Here is a 20,452-nt window from a genome sequence, read left to right on the forward strand (position 1 = left end):
CCAGTGCCTTTACAGATTAACGGTGTGGGAGATCGGTGTCAAACGTTTAAGAACGTTGCATATTGTATAAAGCGCGGTTCTTACAATCAGCTGGCCTACCCCGTGAACATAGACAAGATCAAAACAAAAATAATTCCAGATCCCACTGAAGTAAAAACCTCATGGAAATCGATATCTAATAACGACAACCCTAAAAGATTTCCACTGTTCATAAAAATGTTGAGATCAACGGAACACTAAAGAGTAATGTTCTAATGGACTAGGTTGGGATTCATACAGTGTAAAGAACAAGGAATCATCCTGAATTCATTTGGACCACCTTTGAACACAGGGAAAACGCTCCTGATTGTGCTGACGTTCCTAGCCTATCAAATTTTGAAAAATCAGGTAAATGGACATTTTTCAACCCAATGCCCTTTCAGAAAGTGAATACTTACTTCCCTGGTAAACCCATTCAAGTCTGTAGAGAAGCACCCTACGGGGGCTGGTGTTTTAACGAACACTAAAGTGACTAAAGATATAAAAGCTCTTAGAAAGGCAATATCAGCTTATTACCACTCACGTAAATCTGTTTGGTCTAACTACTTCTTGGATAGTCTCAAACGAGAGTGATTTACATAAAGAAGAGTGTCGAACACCTAGTCCATTGTGCGTTTCCGGTGTTTTCAAACATTGTCTTCCTCATTCATGTTAATTCATACTGACTACGTTGATATCGCAGTCTTTGAAATCAAAGTCGAAAAACACATTCGTCGGATTTTTATTCCATCTGCATACCAACACCCGCATCACCGTAAGAGTGGCTGCCTTCACTATTGCAAAAAGCGCCGCAGATGGGCGCAGGCCTGCGTAATATGCCTAAAAAGTTCAGGAGCCTTATCTGGGGCGACGTCCAAGGCTGTTTTTCTACTCAATTAAGCATGCTGGTTGAGTGGTTCAACAGAGTTACTTGGGAATACCAGACACCACACCCTTTGGGTGTGCGTATTCTACTACAAGAATGCACAAGCCAGTTTGTAGCACGGCTCTTGAGAGAGAGCCCATTGTTTTGTTCTTTTAAAAGAGCAAAACAATGTCCTTAAAAGGAGTTAAAATAATGCAAATTGTATACGGATATTGTCGTGAAGATGAGGCGGTGAGTTTATTGGACCGCTTTGTTGAACAAGGGGATTTTGTCAGCTTCAAAGAACTGGGCTCGGTCGGGCGTGAATACATGGCATTTGCTGCTTTGTTGCCTTTTACTGGCCGCCTCCCCTTTCCTTTCTATTGGAAAGGTGTTCATTTCGTTTCGGTTCAAAAACAAACCCAATCAGTCCGTCAACTCACGCCACCACCATCAAAGAATGCTCGCAAAAAACATTATCGTAAACTCAAGAATACGATCATGACCCCTCAAAATTGGAAACAACACGTCAGTCGCAATCGCGGTTTGAAGTATGTAAACGCTTCCTTGTTGCCTTTAATGTAATCGAGAAGAACCATGGGGCTCAACGGCAACACCTTCACTCATGCGGCCCAAAGCATTCCCCAAAATATGGGGAACTAACAACGACCATTTTTCAACCCACCAGATGCACGACACCCCTTTTGATAAAGGCGGTGCGATGTCGTGCCTCTTTTATTTACATTTAAAGGTAACCACATGAAAGATAAAACCTCACGCTTCAACCTTCCTCTTACGTATTGGCGTCACTTTTGTACGCTCATGGCCGTCTACTTTGCCTGTGCGTCACCCGCTTACGCTGATGACCTTTTTGCCAGTGGTAAAGATACCGTGACCAACACGGTCGGAACGGGGTCTTCTGGCGAGTTCTACATTCTGGTGGCAGGCCTGATTGGCGGCATCATCGTTGGCATCATGCAAAAGAACTGGGTGGGTGGCATCATCGGCTTTTTCGTTGGCGTGGTGTTCTGGGAAGTCGGTAAAGGGTTTGTAGGCTTATAAACCACATAAGGAGAGCGCGAAACTATTCGCCTTATTTCACCATGGATCATCAAGACAAACAAACCCTCTTCGCTTTTCCAAACTACTTACAAACCGACGTCAAAATAGTCGGATTTCCAATCGATGAAATACTCCCTTCTATCTTGTTGTTTTTGATGTTGTTCAACATCAATCGGTTGGTCGCAGTCGCCGTGTGTATCGGCTTTTTCCTCACCATTCGCAGCTTAAAAGTCCGACACGGCCCCAAATTCATCATTCACTTCATCCACTGGTATGGGGATGACACAGCGAATAAAACCATTTTTAAACGCACGCCCCCCGCCACAAAAAAATATTGGATTTACTGATGCTCAATGAACATAACGGCGAGGCGCTTAAAGCGGCTCGCTTTATCAATTACGTCCTCACCGCGGTGGTGTTGATCACCGCCTTAGGAACCGCTGGGTTGAGTTTTGCTTTATTAAGTCAAAACCAAGCGGAAAAGCGCACCTTCGTGCCACCTCATATCGACCGAGCGTTTACGATCTCAAGCGATGCGGTTGATGAAGCGTATCTTTCTATGATGGCCGATTGGTGGATACACCTAAAATTTAATGTCACGCCCTCTAACGTTAAACGTCAATTCAACTTACTCATTACCTACGTGCCGCCTAAATACTGGAGCGGCTTACAAGACAAGTTAATGCGAGAAGCCGAATTTATCATCGAGAACGACGTCACCAGTTTTTTTGAAGTTGACACGCTGTCTATCAATCTCAATGAAATGAAAATACGGGTCAGAGGCACACTCAACAAAACCATCGCGGGGCGCACACTCGACCCTGAGCCCGTGACGTATCTACTCCAAGCCAATTATTCAAGTGGCTTGATTGAACTTCACACCATCGCTAAAGAGATACCGTTATGAAAATACGCTTGATTTATGCTTTTGTTGGTTTGTTGTTACCCATCATAAGCCACGCCCATACGATTGACGCAAAGACCTACTATTTTGAGCAAAATGACACCATTGTGTTGCCCTTATCCTCGGTCAACACCAATCGTTTAGTGGTGAAAGACGACAAGATATTAAACCTTCATTGCCCTAGAGGATTTTGTCTCGCTAAAGCCAATCAACGAGACCAATCGGGCTCTATTACCGTCAAACTCAACATCGCCTTGCCTTTTACCGCGCACGTCACCACAGAAAAAGGCCAAAATTTCTCGCTTTTTATTAATCCTAAAGCCGTCCCTGCGGTGGTCAGCGAGTTCATTTCGCTTCGCTCTACTGAAGAGAAAAGTGTCTTTGAAAAAGACCTCGAATACCCTTTGGCCTTGGGGCAACTCTCCAAACAAATGATACATTGGCAGCGCTCCAAGACGCCTATCCCAGGGTTTCGTGTCCATCCGATTGACCCAGAGACACTCCCTAAAGACACGTCACCACTGGCCATTATTCCGCAAACCCTGTTTGTCGGTCGCCCTTTCTCAGGGCTTATTTATCAAGTTAAAAATCAATCCAGTGACACCGTGACACTGACCGAAGCGCAATTTTACAGTTACGCCAGCCGGAGCGCCTCGCTTGATCGTTATACCTTGGCCCCAGGTGAATCCACCCATCTGTACATCATCACAGGAGGACACTAATGAGACGATTTAAACAGTGGCTTTTAAGAGAGTCGAACTTAGAGGATGGAGTCAATGCCAATAAGCAAAGTAAGCAACGCAACCAAATACTCAGCTTGTTGGCCGTTGCGCTCTTGGTCGCGATTTTTTTTGCATTTAAAGCCTTTAAACAACCTCGCTCCTCGCTTGATAATGCGCAAGAAGTCGGTGAGTCAGCCCCCAATTTTGGGGAAATCATTACTGATGATTTTACCGACAAAGACAACCGCTCAGCCTTGACCTTACAAGGTCAAGACATTGAAGACGTAAAAGAGAAGATGGAAAACCTCAATCGAGACGTCGAACGTTTGATAACGAGCAATGAAAATACGCTCACACAAATGAAAAAAGAGAACGAAACCTTACGCGATGAAATACGCCGCCATCAAGAAGTGCAGCGCACCGTCGCCTTGCCATCAACCCCATCACCAGCCTCAAAGGAAACCCGTAACCTCACCGTCATGGGAGAGCCTGCGCCGTTTGGATCGCGCCCACTTCCTCCCAAACCTTTGCCCTCTTACGCCACCAATGATCTGCAAAAAGAGAGCTTTCAATACAGCAACGCCGATAAGGCCTCGTTTGATGACCAAGGACAAGCGTTTGACTCGTTTGATTTTTTTTGGACAGCCTCCTCAGAGTCAGCGTATCAACGCACCGTCGACAATTACGTCCCGTCGGGCACTTTTGTGACCGCCAAAATCACCGGTGGCGCGGATGCCAATGCCGGAGCGTTTGGTCAAAGTGATACCGCCCCCATCGTGTTTCAAACCGTGCATGAAGGCGTGTTGCCTAATGGCGAAAAGAGCCACCTCAAAGACTGCACCATCATTGGGAGCGTGTACGGTGACCTCTCTTCGAATCGCGGCGTGGCGCGCACTCACACCCTCAGTTGCATTCGGGACGGTCGCATTTTAGATATCCCCGTTCAAGGCACCGTCTTTAACTTTGGTCGCAATGGCATCCGTGGTACTTCGATTTTGCGTAACGGTAAGATAGTCCAAATGGCGGGCATCTCAGGCATCTTAACCGGACTGGGTGAGACGGGGGCGGGATTGGCCAGCACCACCTCAACCTCAGCGCTGGGCTCAACGTCGAGCCTCAACAGCAAGGATGTGGGATTAAGTTTATTGGGCAATGCCACCTCAGACGTGGGGAGTAAGCTTTCGGATTACTACATTGCCTTAGCCGAGTTATATCACCCCTTCATCGAAATCAATCCAGGGGGCATCGTGAATATCGTCTTTACGAAAGGGTTCCCTCTCGATGATGAGGAAGTAATCAAACGCTATGTTGATTATCAAGCAAAAGAGCAAGAGCGAGCAAAACCGGACACCCTTTTAGAAACCATCACCCTCAACCCTCTCGCGGCAGAAGTTAACCAACAACTAAATTAAGGTCGGCTTTTATGACTATCAAACTTTTCACCGCGCTGCTTATCAGCGCCGCCCTCGCCGGCTGCTCGGCGGGCTTTCAAGATGAATTCAGCTGCCAAAAAATCGGCGGGACACCCGGCTGCGCCAGCATGGATGACATTCGCAACATCTCGACCCACCCAACCACCCAACAAGTCGTCGAGGCTAACGTCCTGGCTTCCCACCCTTTTGCCTTACTGCCAAGACGCACGCGTGAAGGCCACCCGATTCGAACCCAAGACACGGTTAGGAAGGTGGTGGTTTTTCCCTTTACTTCGGATGACACCACCACTTACCTCGACACAATGGATATTTACATTGTGTTAGACGAGTCTACCTGGACAGGTCGCCCTGTTCAGGCTATCAAAAAGGATTAACGTCATGGGCGTATCAAAATATTTAAAGGGTTTTTATCAAGAAGCCAAACGTGAATATAACCACCTGCATTCTGAGCTGCCTTACCGGACTTTTGATGCGCAGGACGGCCTCTTTCATAACAAAAAAGGCGTAGGATTTGGATTCAAATTAAGCGTCTTAGCGGGGGCGAATGACGATATGGTGGAGGCGTTTAACCGTCTCATCATGGATTTACCGACTGGCCATAAATGGGATTACCATTTTTCCATGATGGGCCACAACCGCGTGAGTCATTTGATTGAGCAAAATGCCGCGTTGAAATCCGCTCGTGCGGGTATTTGCGGTGAATTAGCAAAACAAGAAGCCGATTACGCCAACTTTGCGGCTCACCACGGCTTTTTTCATCGTCAGAAGCATTACTTTGACATCAAAGATTACAGCGCGTGGTTGTTTGTCTCCAGTACCGACGATGTTGACCAAGTGTTGGATTGCAAAGAGGCGCTCACCACGTCTTTATCCCAAATTGGACTGGAGCTCACGCCGCTTACCCCCGAAGGCTTAATCAACTACGTCGAAGGCATTCTCAATTTTGACCCCACACAAACCGCCCCTCGTGAATCTGACTATGCTCCCGAAGCGTTTATCTACAAACAAGCCCTCTCTCCTGATACCGAGTTTTTAACGCGCCGACATTACACCGACGTTCGCTTTAGTAACCGCCAACATCAAACGGTGACCTCGCGGATCATTTCCTTGGGCTTACGCAGTACGCCTCGCACTTTCCGCCTGTACGCTTTGCCCGATTGTTTTGCGTCCTTAAAAAGCGTGGCTAAAAATGTGCAATGTCCACACCTCATGACACTCAATTTTCGCCATCAAGAATCGGGCAGTTTTGCGACCAAAAATGGCGGGCGCATTGGAGAGTTGGAAAAAACGCTCAAGTCCCCGATGGCATTTTTCTTCCCTCAAGCGAAGAAAGAGCAGGCCGAACGTGAGCAAATTCGAGATGAAATGTCGGATGGCATCAACAGCATGGCATACATGCACCTGACGCTGACGTTATTTACCAACAAAAAATCCGAGCGGCTGCACCGCACTACGGCCATTAACGCCTTTCGCTCTGGCGGGATTGATTTACAAACCGTCTCGATGCTGCAAGGCCAAGCGCTCATGACGACCTTACCGTTCATGATGACCGATGGGTTTTGGGCCGATTGCGACCGTGCTGGACGCATTCAAACCGTAAAAACCGGCAATGTGGCCAACCTCTTGCCTCTAGTGATGGACGTAAAGAATTTCAGTGGCGGTATGATGCTGCCCACCATGCGCCAACAAGCCTTTTGGTTTAATCCGTTTAATTGTGGTTCAGATAACTACAACATCGCCCTGACCGGAGGCTCCGGGGCAGGAAAATCCTTCTTTGTGCAAAAGCTCGCCGAAACCCTCTTTGCCATGAACGGCAAAATCTGGGCGTTAGACAAAGGAAAGAGCTTTAAAAAGCTCACCTTGATGCTGGGCGGACACTACATGACGGCTGAGAAGATTTACCTCAATCCATTTACTCACCTGGAACGCATTGCTATGGGGGATGACTATACCGATGAGAAAGGCGAACAGGTCAACCCTCTTAAGGAAACGCTGCACACCATCACCGGACTCTTTGCGACCATGGCCTGCCCCACGCATGAAATGGGGGATTTTGAAAAATCGGTTCTCGGGGATTGCATCATTACGGCTTGGCAGGCACACAAAAGCGAGACGTTGGTTGACCATGTTCAAGAAGCGCTGTTTGCGGCGGCCGAAAAACAGGGCGGTGATCGCCGCCTTTCTGATATCGCCATGCAACTGAATAAATACCGCTCAGAGGGGATCTACGGGGACACCTTCAATAAACCGTCCATGCTGGATCCCAATGTCCACTTTACCACCATTGAACTGGACGGATTTCCCTCGGACATCATGCGACCGGTGATTTTTGCGCTGATGTCGAGCATTACTCAGCAGATGTACCTGTCTGGCTCTCGTTCAACGCCGAAGATGTGCATCATTGAAGAGGCGTGGTCTCTGATGGCGGGCTCTAATGCACAGGCGCAAGAATTCATCAACACCGGTTACCGCACCGCCCGAAAATTTGGGGGATCGTTCTGCACCGTGACGCAAGGTATTGAGGATTTTTACAGCACACCCGAAGCGCTCGCCGCGTTCAATAACTCCGATATTCATATCACTCTGCGTCAAGGCAGTGGATTGACAAAATTCATCAAAGACAACCCTTCACACTTTTCGCCCTATGAGCAGTTTGTCATCAAGAGCTTTGAAAAGTCCTCCATCGCCGGTTACAGCTCTGTCATGCTAAAAACCGGGGATGTGACCACCTTTCATCGCTTGTTTGCCGACCCCTTTACCCGAGCATGCCTTTCAACAGAGCCGCATGAGTTTGAATACTGTGAAAACTTGATGAACCAAGGCCTATCACTGATGCAAGCAGTCAATCAAACCGCCGAGCATTTTTACGGAAAGGAAATTGAGACCTTTAATACCCTCATCTATGGCAAGGAGGCCAAATGAAATCCATCCGTCACCCACGTCTTATCTATGCCTTGTTGGCTATAGCGTTAATGATGTTCACCCTGATAGCCATCAAGCTCAATACAGCGCCTCAAATCGTGGTCTTCGATCTCGAACAAACGTTATCGCAATATCAAGACCAACTCATTGAAGCCAACCTCGACGATCAAGAGCACAGCGCGCAACTGGCGACCTTTGATACGGATCTCAGGCGACTCTTGAAAGAATACGCGCAAGTGCACCACCTCGTGATCTTCGTGCCAGGCGCGCTCATCAGCGGCGCGCCAGATAGAACCACTGAGATCCAACATTACGTTATCGAGGCGCTTAAAAAGGAGTCATGAGCTTATGATTGTTCCCAGTCATTCATCCCTCACACCCACCGCCCTCTTAAAAGTGGTCAGTGTCACTTTACTGACCATCGCCCCCACCGCGCTTGGCCAACAGTTTGGGCGTCAAGGTGAACTGTTTCCTATTGCAGAAGTGGACATGTTGCAATGGATCAACAACCGATTGACACACTTAGAAGCCACGGGAGAAACCGCAAAGATGCAACAACAGTTTGTGGAGAGCGTAGAAAATAGCGTGCGAAGGCCCACTCCCGTAAAAGGGTTGACCACCACCACCGCGCCCAACACCTTTTACATCGATCCATCATTAAAGCTGGCCACCGATATCAAAGATGCACAAGGCAACCTCCTTTATGCCAAAGGCGTCATCATCAACCCCTTTGATACTGACACTTGGCCAGTCGACATTCCCAAACAATCATTCGATTACTCGCATGTGATTGTCTTTCTTGATGGTGACGACCCAAGACAGCGCGCTTGGGCCAAACAATACCGCGCAGATAAGCCGATAAAATGGACCCTCACCAACGGCAGTCCAGAAGACGTCGCCAAGGAGTTTGACGCCCGAATTTATTTTGACCAACAAGGTCACTACAGCCGTCAATTTCAACTCTCACACATTCCCTCTCTAATTGAACAAGATGGGGCGCGGTGGAAAATCACAGAGATCGATGTGACGCCGTTCACCACAGCCATGAACAAGAGTGAGACGGAAATAAAATAAGGAGAAAGACCTTGAGAACCCATGGGTTATTACTGTTTAGTTTGTTCCTATTTCCTTGGCAAACCCAAGCTCAATCCGCCGCTTGCACGGGGCATTTCTTAAATCCATTGTCTGACATTTGCTGGGACTGCCTATTTCCTATGACACTGGGCAGTGTGCCTCTCATTAGCTCGACATACCCTGACACCACCAATCCAAGTCTGCCTATTTCCTATTGTCCTAAGCCCCCGCCCATTTTTATGCAAATTGGCTTAAACATTGGGTATTGGGAGCCGTATTCCTTAGTGGACGTGACGCGAGTCCCTTATTGTATGGTCAACATGGGGATGCAGTTGAGTAATGACAATAGCCAACAAATAGGAGGCTCGCAGCACGACTCAAGCAGCAAAACCAGCGGCAATGCTTTCTATCACGTGCATTGGTACAAATATCCGGTGATTTATTGGCTACAACTGATGCAGTCGGCGGCCTGCATGGCCACGGATAATTTCGATGTGGCCTACCTCACCGAACTTGATCCCTTTTGGGATGATGATGAGATGTCGTTCATTCTTAACCCCGAGGCGATTTTATTCGGTCACCCCATCACGCAGCTCTCTTGTATCACCGAAGCCATGGCAACCACCACGGGGCGCGTTTTGCCTTTTGATGCACTTTTTTGGTGTTTAGGCTCACAAGGCAGCGTATACCCATTAACCGGTAACAGCGCTTATTCTCATACCGGTCCTCAAGTTGGCACTCTAATGTTAGAGCGTTTTAATTTTAAAATGCACAGGCAAGGCATTGTATGGGAGACCCGGGGCGAGGATGGTGCGGTCTGTTATCAGTGGCCAGAGCCTATCTTACCGAAAAGTCGTTATCGCTATCAATTGTCGGCGCCGATTGGTGATGCCGCTCATTGTTATCCCTACGGCACAACGTCATCACTTTGGGAGCAAGGCAAAGATAATCCAACCACCGGCGGTAACTTTGGTTTTGTGAACTGGCGAAAACGTAACTGCGTATTTTTATAAGGAAAAAGACAATGTTATTTAACCCACGAGCCTCATGGCTGTTACTGATTCTGCTCACGAGCCCTCTTGCATTGGCCGAGACGGGTTACTCGCAAGAAGAACTCAAAGCCCTTGCCAAGCAAGAGCAAAGTCTTGCAGCACCAGCCCATCAAAGTGAACTGGCCCTCCTTCTAGAGCGGAGTCAAAAACATAAGCAAGAAGCCTTGTCGATGAATCAACACCTCGATAACGCGTTGCAAGACTCGCCACTGGCGAGTGTGCTTGGGATGCCTCAAGTCAACCCAAACAAAGAGGCGCAAGGTGTGATGGTGTTTGTCTCACTTTCCATGCCAGATACCGCGCTCAAACAGCTACTCAAACAAAGTCAGCAATATCAAGTACCTCTCGTGATACGTGGGGTACTGCCAGAAGGCATGTTCCCAACAGCCTCTCGAATACTGAGTTTGTTAGAAGCGGACGACGAAGTGGCTATTGGTGGCGGTTTTGCCATCAGCCCACAGTGGTTTCGTCAATTTAACATCACCCATGTCCCCGTGTTTGTGGCTATTGGAGACGCGTGCAATGAAGCGTCTTGCCCGAAAAATGCTTACGACATGGTTTACGGCAACCTTTCCCTTCCCAACGCCTTAGCGATTTTAAGCCAAGGCGATGTCGGACACATCGCCAAACAAGTGCTCAATAGGAGTTCCCCTTGAATACGCCCTTTTTGCTCTCTTTCAGCGCCGCTCTCTTATTTTCCCTTCCTACCCTGGCCGACCCACAAGAAAACACGTTTTACGACAACGTAGAATGGGCGAAAAACGCCCAAAATGAGGCTTACAACCCCTCAGAGATGACGCTTAACCTGTCCGACTTCTGCAGCGACAATAATCCAGGGTGTGAAAGCCAAATCCGACAGCCTGATGAAGCGGGGATGACTGACGCACAAATCACAAACCAATCCACGTTGGAGTTTGGCAGCAACGAACACGCTCAAGCGATACAAGAGAGGTTTAACAATAATAGTGCCATCATTGACCCCAATGATGATACGTATCGATTCGCCACCCTTGGCATTGAGAACGCCTATGAAATCAGTCATGGTCAGTCTAATCAGTACGTGGATTGTGATAACGCCACGCAGTGCGTCATCGATAACATCGCAAAGCAATGTCACCGGCCGACTCACAACCCAGTACCGTGTGAAAAAGTCCCCGTCGCCTCCGTGAGCCTCAGTGAAGTACTCTACCGCTGTCCATCCGGCTGGACACAACAAGGGAAGGATTGCCAACGTCCCCTCCCACAATGCCGGTACAATAATCACAATTACGTGAGGCAATCGGGGGGGACAAGGGGGTTTTCAAGGTCAGAAACCACGTATTTCTGGGATAGGAAGGTGGTCTCTCCCAATCAAGGCTACACGCTTGGCGATTTAAAACAGACCGACCACATTGTCTGGAAAAGTAGCGAACTCTGGCATAAACGCTACCAGATTTGTCGACCCACCACACAAACGAAAAAAGCCACGCTAAGCTGCTCAAACGGGTTCACCTTATCTGGTGGGAACTGCATTAAAAACACCATAACCTGGCGAACACAATGCAGCCTGATGAACTCGTGCAATGTCACTCGCCAGCAGTGTATTGAAGGTCGAGCCACCCGGACCATTAATGGCATTCCGACCACGCTCGATTGCTGGAAGTATCGGGTTGACCACCAATGCACTCGACCCAATACGTGCAACGTCCTGCCCGCCGATTGCACCACGACTTCGATCCATTGCAGCCTCCAGCAAAACGGTGTGTGCATTGAGGAGAAAGTCAATAAATCCTGCCCACAACGGCGCTGCAGTGCCACTCAATTAATCTGTGGAGAAGAGAGCTTTTGTCTGGATGGCGATTGTTTTGAAGCGATGGCGACCACTTCAAACCGCTTTAATGAAAGCACCTCAGCCTTAGCAGCCCTCGCAGAAGCCGCTGACGGTCTTGGCGATCCACCAATGATATTTGCAGGCAAAGGCATGAAGTGCACAGACGCGGCTTTTGGTTTTGCCGACTGTTGCAAAGACGGCGGTTGGGGCACGAGTATTGGCATAGCCCAATGCAATGATGAAGAGAAGGCGCTCGGTCAAGCCAAAGAGCAAGGCATTACGATAGCCCTTGGCAGTTATTGCGCAGAAAAAGTCTTAGGCGCGTGTATCCGGAAAAAGAAGACCTACTGCGTCTTTGATAGCAAGTTGGCGCGCATCATCCAAGAGCAAGGCTCGAAAGACCAACTTGGCATCAGTCTGGGAACCGCCAAACACCCTATTTGCGGCGCCCTTACCCCCGAGCAGCTTCAAGACATAGATTTTAAACGCCTCGACTTTTCGGACTTTTATGACGACATGCACAGCAACACCAACCTGCCTTCGGCCACAGAAATCCAAGAGCGATTACACAGCGCTTATCGCCATTAACTTAATCAATGATGAGGACATGATATGGATCCCCTACTCCCTTTACTTGTGGCTACCCTGTCGACAACCGGGTTTGCTACCACCCTGATCCGCCATCTTCTATTCAAACGACAACTCCATCAGCTCAAGCAAGAAATGATGAAGCACCAACAAAAACACGGCAACGATGAAGCACTTTGGACGTTATTTCATACGCGCACCCACAAGATGCTGAGTTTCTGGCAATAATGAGGTCACACCATGAAGGACTTATCCACAAAAACGGTGAACAACTCAATTAACCGATTAACAATCAAATCCCTACCGTTGTTGTTGTCTTTATTGGCTTTTCACAGTTTCGCCAATGAGCCCCCCAAAGGCTGGCGCTGGTATAACGAGGCCAAAGCGCTGAAAGCCCCACCCAAAGAGGAGGAGCGCCTCCCCCCCAATAGCGTGTCTACTGTGATGAGCGCCACCGAGCAGATGCAATGGTTCCACCGTACATTTGAGGAAGCGTTAAACGATGCCACGATTAACCCAACCGATGAAGAGAAAAATCTAAAATTGATGAAGCTGAAAAAATTCATCGATGGCAAAACCACTCAAACGGGCATGACCTTCAAAAAGCTCATCAACGAACACCCCGAATACTCGTACACCAAAGACCGCCCCACAGAGCAAGCCGCAAGAGCAACGTACTATCAAGGTATTCAACTCAAAAACGAAGCCACTGTGCGTCAATTGGTGCAAGAAGGTTGGGGCCTCTACTTCATCTACGAAGGGCAAGACGCCTTATCTCAAACTCTGGCGCCCTCCATCCAAGACTTTGCCCACCGGTACCACATCGAACTGGTGGGTATCAGCAAAGACGGTCAGACCTTTGAGGCGATTGATGAAAACCGTATTGATAAGACAGGGCGAGTACAGGTGCGCTACACACCGGCTTTAATGCTGGCCAATATTCACACCAAAGCGCTCAGACCCCTCGCCTACGGCTTCATTTCACAAAAAGACTTGCTCTCTCGCTTTCACAACATCGCGACCAATTACCAAGACAGCGACTTTTAAATTAAGGAGCCCCTTATGAACGCTTTTATCCGCACGTTATTGCTGAGTGCGCTGATGATGCTCGCCTCAACCTCATTCGCTCAAACGCAAACTCACCCTGTGATGACAGGTCAATACGCCTTGGTCTTCTTCCATTTCAGTCAATGCCCTGAGTGTCACCACTTTGCGCCGACCATGAAGCGACTCGAGCAAACCACTCAATTGCCTGTGTACGATTTCTCCTTTGACGGACAGCCTATACCCGGTTTCACCACCCCTATCCCGACCACCTCTGACATCACCTCCGCGTTTTTTGGTGAGCTCAAAAACGCCATTACGCCCGCCACGTTCTTAATCAACGTCAGCAATGGTAAGTATGTGCGTTTGAGTGAAGGCAATGTTCCGTACCCCGCGCTGCTTAAGAGCTACCAAGCCTTGCGCGCCGATGTGACCATAATGGAGAGTTTACAATGACAAGACCGACCCTCCTGGCTCTCTTAATGAGTCTTTCATGTTCACTTCATGCCGGCGGCCTGGGCGATGCCATGGACAGCTTTTGGGATGACAGCAGTTTTAACCGCAACATCACGAACCCAAGTGCCTATCAAGGCCAATCCGCCACTTACTATAATGCGGGCAGCTTGTTTGCTCGCACCAACATCAAAAACATTCAATTGGCCGCCATCACCTTGCCTTCTGTCAGCGCAGGATGCGGGGGCATTGATGCCTTTATGGGCGGTTTTTCTCACATTAATTCGGATCAACTGGTGTCTTTTGGTAAAGCCGTCATTGCCAACGCCGTGCCCTTCGCGGTGGATTTAGCGCTGCAAACTTGGGCGCCGAGCATCAAAGAGAATCGGGACAAACTGCAGGCGATTGCTGACCAATTCCTCACCACCTCGATGAACTCTTGCCAAGTAGCACAATCGGCGGTCTCGGGTTTAGCGGCCTTTACCGATGGGGAAGCCAAGCGCCATGCCTGCGCCACACTAGGCACGCAAAGTAATGCCTTTTCTGACTGGTTAGAAGCGCAACACGAATGTCGACACGTCAGTACCAATCAGAGCATGCTGGCCGGCAACACCGATGACGCCACCGCGCACGCAGTGAAAGTGAACTTAAATGTGGTGTGGGATGCGCTCATGAAAAGCGCTTACCTTCAAGACAATCAAGAGGTCGCCGAGTTTATCGTAAGCCTCACTGGCACCGTCATTTACGACGCGCAGGGGACGCCAAGCTACATTCCGGCGATGTTAGTGGGTAACGACACCGCCATTAACGCCCTTTTGACCGGAGGGGATTTGGAGGTGTATCGATGCGAAAACACCGAGACCTGCCTTTCGATGAGCCTAAGCGCCATCCGCTTAAGTGAAAGCCAAGCCTTTAACGCCAAAGTACGCCACACCGTCGATACGCTCTACGCCCACTTACAATCTGACCAACCTATCACCGACTCAGAGAAAAGCTTTGTTGAACTCAGTGACATTCCTATCTTGGCGATGCTCATTGATGATGCGCACCTGAACCTGCAACCAGAAAGCCATTTATACGCTCAAAATATTGCCGCCGATCTCTTGCATACCTATCTCAATAACATGCTGATGATCGTCAATCAATCCATGACCAACCTCGCTTCGGTGAACCCAACCGACGTCAATCGCACTCTCGAAGGCATCAACAGTGCAAGAGATTACTTACAAACCCTTCGAGACCGTCACAAAACGAAATTGAACGCGTACTTAGCCCTCACTGAGCGCCTAAAACGCAAACGAAAGCTCCTTAGCCAATCGGCAAGTGACGCTACCTTATCGAACCTCACCTTTGGCCATTAAAGGAGATCCCCATGACCTTAGACTTTTATCTCTATGGCGCAGGCCCTCAATTACAACGAGCCTTGAACGCTGTCGCCACTTTTTTTACCACCAACACCTTTGGCTCGTTAATCGAAATCGCCTTACAACTGGCTTTTATCATCAGTGCCACTCTGTTTTTTGTGTCTCGAGACGCGAAACATGTGATGCGTTTTATGTTCATTTACTTGGCTATCCCCACTTTTCTTATCAGCATGAAAGCCACCGTCCATATCAATGACGCGCAAAATCCCATGCGCATTTATTACGTGAATAACGTGCCTTACATCGTCGCGATACCCGGTTGGGCGGCCACCACGTTCATGCACGGCTTAACCGAAGGCATTGAAATCGTCTTTAGCAGTACAGAGGATGAAAGCTACAGCTCCTCAGGCATGGTGTTTGGTTCGAATTTATACACGTTGCTTCGTAGCGCCAACGCCGAAACCATTGACCTGCAACGCTATTGGAAAGACTTTTATCACAACTGCATCGTCGGAGACATTCGAATTAACAAAAAATACACCATGCAAAACATCCTGCAAGCACCGGATTTACTCGGTTTTCTCGCCACAAAATCGATGTCCCCCATTCGTGGACTCTATAACCCCCAGGGTCAATACAGAACCTGCCGCGACGCGTTTCCTGAACTCACTAAACAATTTGATGAAGAGGCCAATCAAACCATGAATAAACTGGGCGCGTATATCTTAGGACGAGAGAGCAACATCCAATCAACGTTCTTAAGAAACGCCATCGAGAATAGCCACCAAGATTTAATTGGGGTCAGCAACAGCGCGGTCGATATTTTAAAACAGAACATGGTCATCAACATGACGCGCTGGAACATCGAAAACACGCACCGAGGTATCGCGGCCAACTACGCCTACACCGCCAACCAAATGCAAACCACCACCATGTGGGCCAACATTGGGCTGCAAGCCAAAGAGTTCATTCCAATGATGCACTCAATCGGGGTCATTTTGTTTGTCTGCTTTGGGGCGATCATTGCCATCATCGCCTTGCTGCCACATATGGCGCTGCCTGTCCTTAAAAACTATGTGGGCAGTTTTTTCTATCTGGCCACTTGGCCGATGATATTCACCATCCTCAACGCAATCATGATGTGGTTCTTAGAAGGGGCGACCCAGGGCGCGACACAAGGGTTACGCGGCATCACCCTCTCGAACATGAGCGGCATTGATTACGTCAACACGCGTTACGCCGCCATTACCGGTTACTTGATGATGTCCACCCCCGCGATTGCTTTGGCGTTAACCAAAGGAGCCGCGGCCATGATGAGCAGTTTAAACTACCAACTGGCGGGAATGATAAACCAAACCAATGCCCGCACGTCAGCCGCGGCCTCAAGCGGTGACATCAGCCACGGTAATACGCAACTGCAGACCCACACGTTTAACAACGTCAATGGCAATAAGTTTGATACGTCGACATTGCTGAAACAACACGGCAGTACCACGCAAAGCGAAGACGGTATGCTTTCAACGCAATACGGTGATACAACCGTGTATGACACTAGTCCTACCGCGTCGAATTTCCAGTGGAACGTCGCCAGCTCTAGTCAATACAGCGAAGCGGTGCAAGACTTGCACACTCAAGCTCAATCCAACCTCTCGACGCAACAAGCGGCCTTGTCACAAAGCACACAAAGTGGCACTCAACTGATGGCCGATTGGAAAGAGAATTATTCATCAACCCAAGGTTACGGTTTAACCCATGGACACGGTGCCACTGCAGCGGCTTCAAAAGGCTTAGAGCAAGTGAGTCAAGCGACAGAACAAGTCATCGCAGCAACAGGATGGAGCCATGAGAAAGCCAATGCCTTCTTACACTCTGCGTACGGTGGCTATGACGTGAACGCTGGACTGTCAAGCGGCGCTCTCGGTGGTGCTATAGGATTTAATGGAAGTGTGAACGCGTCCACGGGACAAAAATGGACCCAGGAAGACCGCGAAACGCTCAGCAGCATGAGCAACGAACAACAAAGCCAAATACAAGCCGCCATCGAATCCTACCGCTCTGGTGCCAACCAAACCATTGAGGCGAGCAACCGCCTCACAGCCGACGAACGTAATACGGAGATGGGCACTTACGCCACTGGCTTTACGGCGAACTTTAGTGAGACACAAGGCTTAATAACGTCCACGACACAATCTCAACAAGAGGTCGATACGCTCAGTCAAGTCAACAGCCAAGAGCAACGTCATATGGCCAGCCTGATTGAGAAACTGGAAATACCATTCCAAACGTTTGTTGAAAACGGACGTACGAAAGACGAATCAAGATACATACTCACGGGTCAGAGCGACGATGCTCGCCAAACCCGCGCGAATGAATGGGAAGAATTTAAAACAACCGATACGTTTAAAGATTTTGTGCTCGCCAGCGTACCCACTCAAGAAGAGCACGAACAAGCCTTTAACCCTGAGCCGACCCAAGCCGAGTGGCAAACGATGGTGGGGGAACAATTTAAAGGCCAGGCTCTAGGTAATACCGGTCAAACGGTGCTGGAGCAGCATCAGAAACGCGGCGGCACAGAGCGTTATTACAACCCCGACAACCACTCACAAATCGTGGATGAAACACGTGAACAATTTGAGGGCACCAGCAAGCGTGTTGAGCCACCATCAACCTTTCAGCCAACAAAGAAGGAGTAGGATCAAACCCGTTCTTAATCTATAAATAATGGTTAATTATTGAGCAACCCAAGTGAGATCTCAAAACAACCTAGTATTATACACAGTATAAAATGGAGGATTAGTAATGAATAAATGGACCATATTAGGCCTAATCACATGGTGCTCTTTTTCGAGCTTAGCCAATAGTCAAATTCCAGAAATTGACCAGCTCAGCAGTGGCAAAAACCCTGCAGATATGCGTTACTACGTTGAGCATTATCGAAATCCCGATAGCCCTGAGTATCGAGATTTATTGATTGGGGTTCGTGTTGCTGCGGATACCATAAATCTTTATACCACGCGCTTAGACGCTCGCAACCAACGTATCGATTATTGCTTGCCCATGAAAGATCCCGCCAATCGCGAAACATTATGGGAATGGAAAACCGAAGAGTTGATGGAGCTGATTAATAACCAAATTGAACATAATATTAAAAAATACGGTAAACCAGGCATTAAAGGTTCTATCGGTTATTACTTAGCGATGGGGCTCAAAGAGCAATACCCTTGCCCTGTACAGAAGCAATTTTAAGCTGTTGATTTACCCTGCCAAAAGTTATCCGTTCTTATCATGCTGTTCGCTGTAAATCCCCGTGATATCTCACGGGGATAAATTAGTCCAAGCTACTGACTTGCAGCGTTTTTCAAGGTAATGATGGCTACCTATAGGCTTTCAACCAATCCAAGTTTATTACTTGTGATCTGGTTTAATTTTTTGCTGAAACTCCCCCTGTTGATCCCTAACATCCTAGCAGCCTTTGATTGATTACCACGCGTATGAGCTATCAACTCAGTAAACAATGTTTCTAGCACCGTAGGAGTAACCCAAGACATATCAGGGCTAGCTGATTTATTATCAAACCATGTTAGCTCCAGTTCTGCTCGGATAAGTTTTTTCAAATGGTCTTTGTTGATTGGGGTTAGTTGGTCATTCATATAAATTGAAGGTTGTTAATCGATTTTATCATGTTGGCAAATTTATCATGAAAGTGCCTTAAAATCTGCTGACTCCCTAATTTGATGTCATGCAGGTTTTGATTTGTAGTCGCTTGGTGAGCACAGTCATCTTGACTTGAGTATGTCGTCTACTCGACAACTATGAGTTAGAAGTGTTCGGATTCCGAACAAGAAATCCGAATTCAAGCGTTGCCTTCCCAGCCCTAGCTCATCAATAGCTATCATACTGATAAGTATCACCTTACAAACTATACCCATTATCTACCGCTTGTGTTTTAATGCATCTAAATGCTTATCGGGTAATCTTCAAATGGCACGAAAAAACGATGGAATCATATGGCACTTAATGGACGCTCCATGGTGGTTAAGCATAGTGCTCTCTGCTTGTATTTATTTTGGGTTTTCATATCTATTGCCTAGCTTGGCCGTGGATAGCAATAATTTCATCTTTGAAGCTATTGCTCCAAACTTGCCCTTGATGGCTCCATATTTTACGTTCTTATTTCTTATCCCCGCACCGATAGCGTTTTTCAAGCAATATCAGAGGAAAAGAAGCTATCTCAAGACGAACACTCAGATTAAAATTCAGAGGAATACTTCCCCACTAAATCACCTGACTTGGATCGAATTTGAAAGTTACATCGGAGAATACTTTAAGTCTCAAGGGTATGCGGTCAAACAGTCTTTCGCTCAAAAATCTGATGGCGGTGTTGATATTTGGCTTACAAAAGATAGTGAGTTAAGCCTTGTACAATGTAAGCATTGGAAAACTCGCAAAGTGGGTGTGCAAATTCTAAGGGAAATGTACGGTGTCATGATCGCGAACAATGCCAGTAAGATGATTATCGTAACTTCAGGAGACTTTACTTCTGAGGCTGTCGCTTTTTCCCTAGATAAGCGCTTGTGGCTAGTCAACGGCAGCGAACTAGTACATATGATTGAAGATGGGCGCAGCTTTCAAAATAAACCATCAATATCGCCCCAAACACACAGGGCAGGCGTCGAATCTATGATTTGCCCTAGTTGCCAATCTAAGCTTGTAATGCGTGTTGCTAAGCGAGGAGCTAAATCTGGTATGTCTTTTTATGGTTGCTCTACGTATCCAAAGTGTCGTTATACTTGCGACTGCTGAGTTTTAATCTATTCGCAAAACACGTTTGTTGTAGAAAGTAATCTTTGATGGCCCGAAAGTTGCTGCTGGCATCTATGCTATTTGGCATGACCAACAACTGATTTATTGCGGTATATCTGGAAGACAAGGCTAAGTTTGGCAAGATATTGGAGCAATTGCCTCTTTTAAATGAGCCTTGTCCAGTTCTGAGTCAGCATGTCGTCGCGACTCATGTTCTCAATCTCTATTGTTATGCATCCTTGAAAGTGTAACATCTGTCTTAATGGTTAATATCTACGGTTGTTCCTCGTGAACAAAAATATGTGCTCAACACAAAACATCCAAGTTATCCAAAACTC

General features: G+C 47.8%; 21 protein-coding genes. 20 read left to right on the forward strand and 1 reads right to left on the reverse strand.

The genetic code is table 11. From position 1 onward, the window contains the following. Window positions 1–1,096 precede the first annotated feature (1,096 nt). From SJY39_RS12220 to SJY39_RS12310, 19 genes are all read left to right on the forward strand, one after another. Entirely contained in the window at window positions 1,097–1,468 is a 372-nt protein-coding gene (locus SJY39_RS12220; protein WP_372275655.1) for a hypothetical protein, read from the forward strand. A gap of 174 nt (window positions 1,469–1,642) precedes the next feature. Continuing rightward, entirely contained in the window at window positions 1,643–1,945 is a 303-nt protein-coding gene (locus SJY39_RS12225; RefSeq protein WP_132960179.1) for a type IV conjugative transfer system pilin TraA, read from the forward strand. A 41-nt stretch (window positions 1,946–1,986) separates the two neighbouring features. Then, on the forward strand, window positions 1,987–2,292 hold the full coding sequence (traL, locus tag SJY39_RS12230) for a type IV conjugative transfer system protein TraL (RefSeq protein WP_016800278.1): 306 nt from the start codon (window positions 1,987–1,989) through the stop codon (window positions 2,290–2,292). Then, window positions 2,292–2,852 (forward strand): type IV conjugative transfer system protein TraE, encoded by a 561-nt coding sequence (gene traE / locus SJY39_RS12235; protein ID WP_048663622.1) that lies wholly within the window; start codon window positions 2,292–2,294, stop codon window positions 2,850–2,852. Before traL ends, traE begins: the two co-directional genes overlap by 1 nt. Continuing rightward, complete coding sequence (gene traK / locus SJY39_RS12240) at window positions 2,849–3,571, forward strand: type-F conjugative transfer system secretin TraK (protein WP_372275652.1); 723 nt, start codon at window positions 2,849–2,851, stop codon at window positions 3,569–3,571. Before traE ends, traK begins: the two co-directional genes overlap by 4 nt. Continuing rightward, window positions 3,571–4,983, forward strand: a complete 1,413-nt coding sequence (locus tag SJY39_RS12245; protein ID WP_372275650.1) for a TraB/VirB10 family protein — start codon at window positions 3,571–3,573, stop codon at window positions 4,981–4,983. Before traK ends, SJY39_RS12245 begins: the two co-directional genes overlap by 1 nt. Before the next feature lie 11 nt (window positions 4,984–4,994). Continuing rightward, window positions 4,995–5,378, forward strand: a complete 384-nt coding sequence (traV, locus tag SJY39_RS12250) for a type IV conjugative transfer system lipoprotein TraV (protein ID WP_102333074.1) — start codon at window positions 4,995–4,997, stop codon at window positions 5,376–5,378. Window positions 5,379–5,382: 4 nt separating this feature from the next. Beyond that, window positions 5,383–7,926, forward strand: coding sequence for a type IV secretion system protein TraC (gene traC, locus SJY39_RS12255; protein WP_372275648.1), 2,544 nt, complete (start codon window positions 5,383–5,385; stop codon window positions 7,924–7,926). After that, complete coding sequence (locus tag SJY39_RS12260; protein ID WP_048663628.1) at window positions 7,923–8,270, forward strand: TrbI F-type domain-containing protein; 348 nt, start codon at window positions 7,923–7,925, stop codon at window positions 8,268–8,270. Before traC ends, SJY39_RS12260 begins: the two co-directional genes overlap by 4 nt. 4 nt (window positions 8,271–8,274) lie before the next feature. Then, window positions 8,275–9,000 carry a type-F conjugative transfer system protein TraW gene (gene traW / locus SJY39_RS12265; protein ID WP_265677622.1) on the forward strand — a complete coding sequence of 242 codons (726 nt, stop codon included), beginning with the start codon at window positions 8,275–8,277 and terminating at the stop codon, window positions 8,998–9,000. A gap of 32 nt (window positions 9,001–9,032) precedes the next feature. Next, window positions 9,033–10,013, forward strand: coding sequence for a conjugal transfer pilus assembly protein TraU (gene traU / locus SJY39_RS12270; protein ID WP_102333083.1), 981 nt, complete (start codon window positions 9,033–9,035; stop codon window positions 10,011–10,013). 11 nt (window positions 10,014–10,024) lie between these two features. After that, window positions 10,025–10,708, forward strand: a complete 684-nt coding sequence (trbC, locus tag SJY39_RS12275) for a type-F conjugative transfer system pilin assembly protein TrbC (RefSeq protein ID WP_372275645.1) — start codon at window positions 10,025–10,027, stop codon at window positions 10,706–10,708. Continuing rightward, entirely contained in the window at window positions 10,705–12,450 is a 1,746-nt protein-coding gene (gene traN / locus SJY39_RS12280; protein WP_372275644.1) for a type-F conjugative transfer system mating-pair stabilization protein TraN, read from the forward strand. The genes trbC and traN overlap by 4 nt, the downstream gene beginning before the upstream one ends. Before the next feature lie 24 nt (window positions 12,451–12,474). Continuing rightward, window positions 12,475–12,678: a hypothetical protein gene (locus tag SJY39_RS12285; protein WP_132960197.1), complete on the forward strand. Its 204-nt coding sequence runs from the start codon at window positions 12,475–12,477 to the stop codon at window positions 12,676–12,678. Between the two features lie 12 nt (window positions 12,679–12,690). Further along, entirely contained in the window at window positions 12,691–13,497 is an 807-nt protein-coding gene (traF, locus tag SJY39_RS12290; protein ID WP_372275642.1) for a type-F conjugative transfer system pilin assembly protein TraF, read from the forward strand. A gap of 15 nt (window positions 13,498–13,512) precedes the next feature. After that, window positions 13,513–13,950 carry a conjugal transfer protein TraF gene (traF, locus tag SJY39_RS12295; protein ID WP_132960201.1) on the forward strand — a complete coding sequence of 146 codons (438 nt, stop codon included), beginning with the start codon at window positions 13,513–13,515 and terminating at the stop codon, window positions 13,948–13,950. Beyond that, complete coding sequence (locus SJY39_RS12300; RefSeq protein ID WP_372275640.1) at window positions 13,947–15,308, forward strand: conjugal transfer protein TraH; 1,362 nt, start codon at window positions 13,947–13,949, stop codon at window positions 15,306–15,308. Before traF (SJY39_RS12295) ends, SJY39_RS12300 begins: the two co-directional genes overlap by 4 nt. Before the next feature lie 11 nt (window positions 15,309–15,319). Next, window positions 15,320–18,004 carry a conjugal transfer protein TraG N-terminal domain-containing protein gene (locus tag SJY39_RS12305; protein ID WP_372275638.1) on the forward strand — a complete coding sequence of 895 codons (2,685 nt, stop codon included), beginning with the start codon at window positions 15,320–15,322 and terminating at the stop codon, window positions 18,002–18,004. A gap of 106 nt (window positions 18,005–18,110) precedes the next feature. Further along, window positions 18,111–18,557, forward strand: a complete 447-nt coding sequence (locus SJY39_RS12310; protein WP_280556303.1) for a hypothetical protein — start codon at window positions 18,111–18,113, stop codon at window positions 18,555–18,557. Between the two features lie 131 nt (window positions 18,558–18,688). On the opposite strand, the gene SJY39_RS12315 is transcribed toward SJY39_RS12310, so the two are convergent. Next, complete coding sequence (locus tag SJY39_RS12315; RefSeq protein ID WP_102333062.1) at window positions 18,689–18,961, reverse strand: helix-turn-helix domain-containing protein; 273 nt, start codon at window positions 18,959–18,961, stop codon at window positions 18,689–18,691. 331 nt (window positions 18,962–19,292) lie between these two features. On the opposite strand from SJY39_RS12315, the gene SJY39_RS12320 reads away from it, so the two are divergent. After that, entirely contained in the window at window positions 19,293–20,114 is an 822-nt protein-coding gene (locus SJY39_RS12320; protein WP_372275635.1) for a restriction endonuclease, read from the forward strand. The last annotated feature ends 338 nt before the right edge of the window (window positions 20,115–20,452 follow it).

This window comes from Vibrio sp. R78045 (assembly GCF_042466085.1).
Taxonomy (GTDB): Bacteria; Pseudomonadota; Gammaproteobacteria; order Enterobacterales; family Vibrionaceae; genus Vibrio; species Vibrio cyclitrophicus.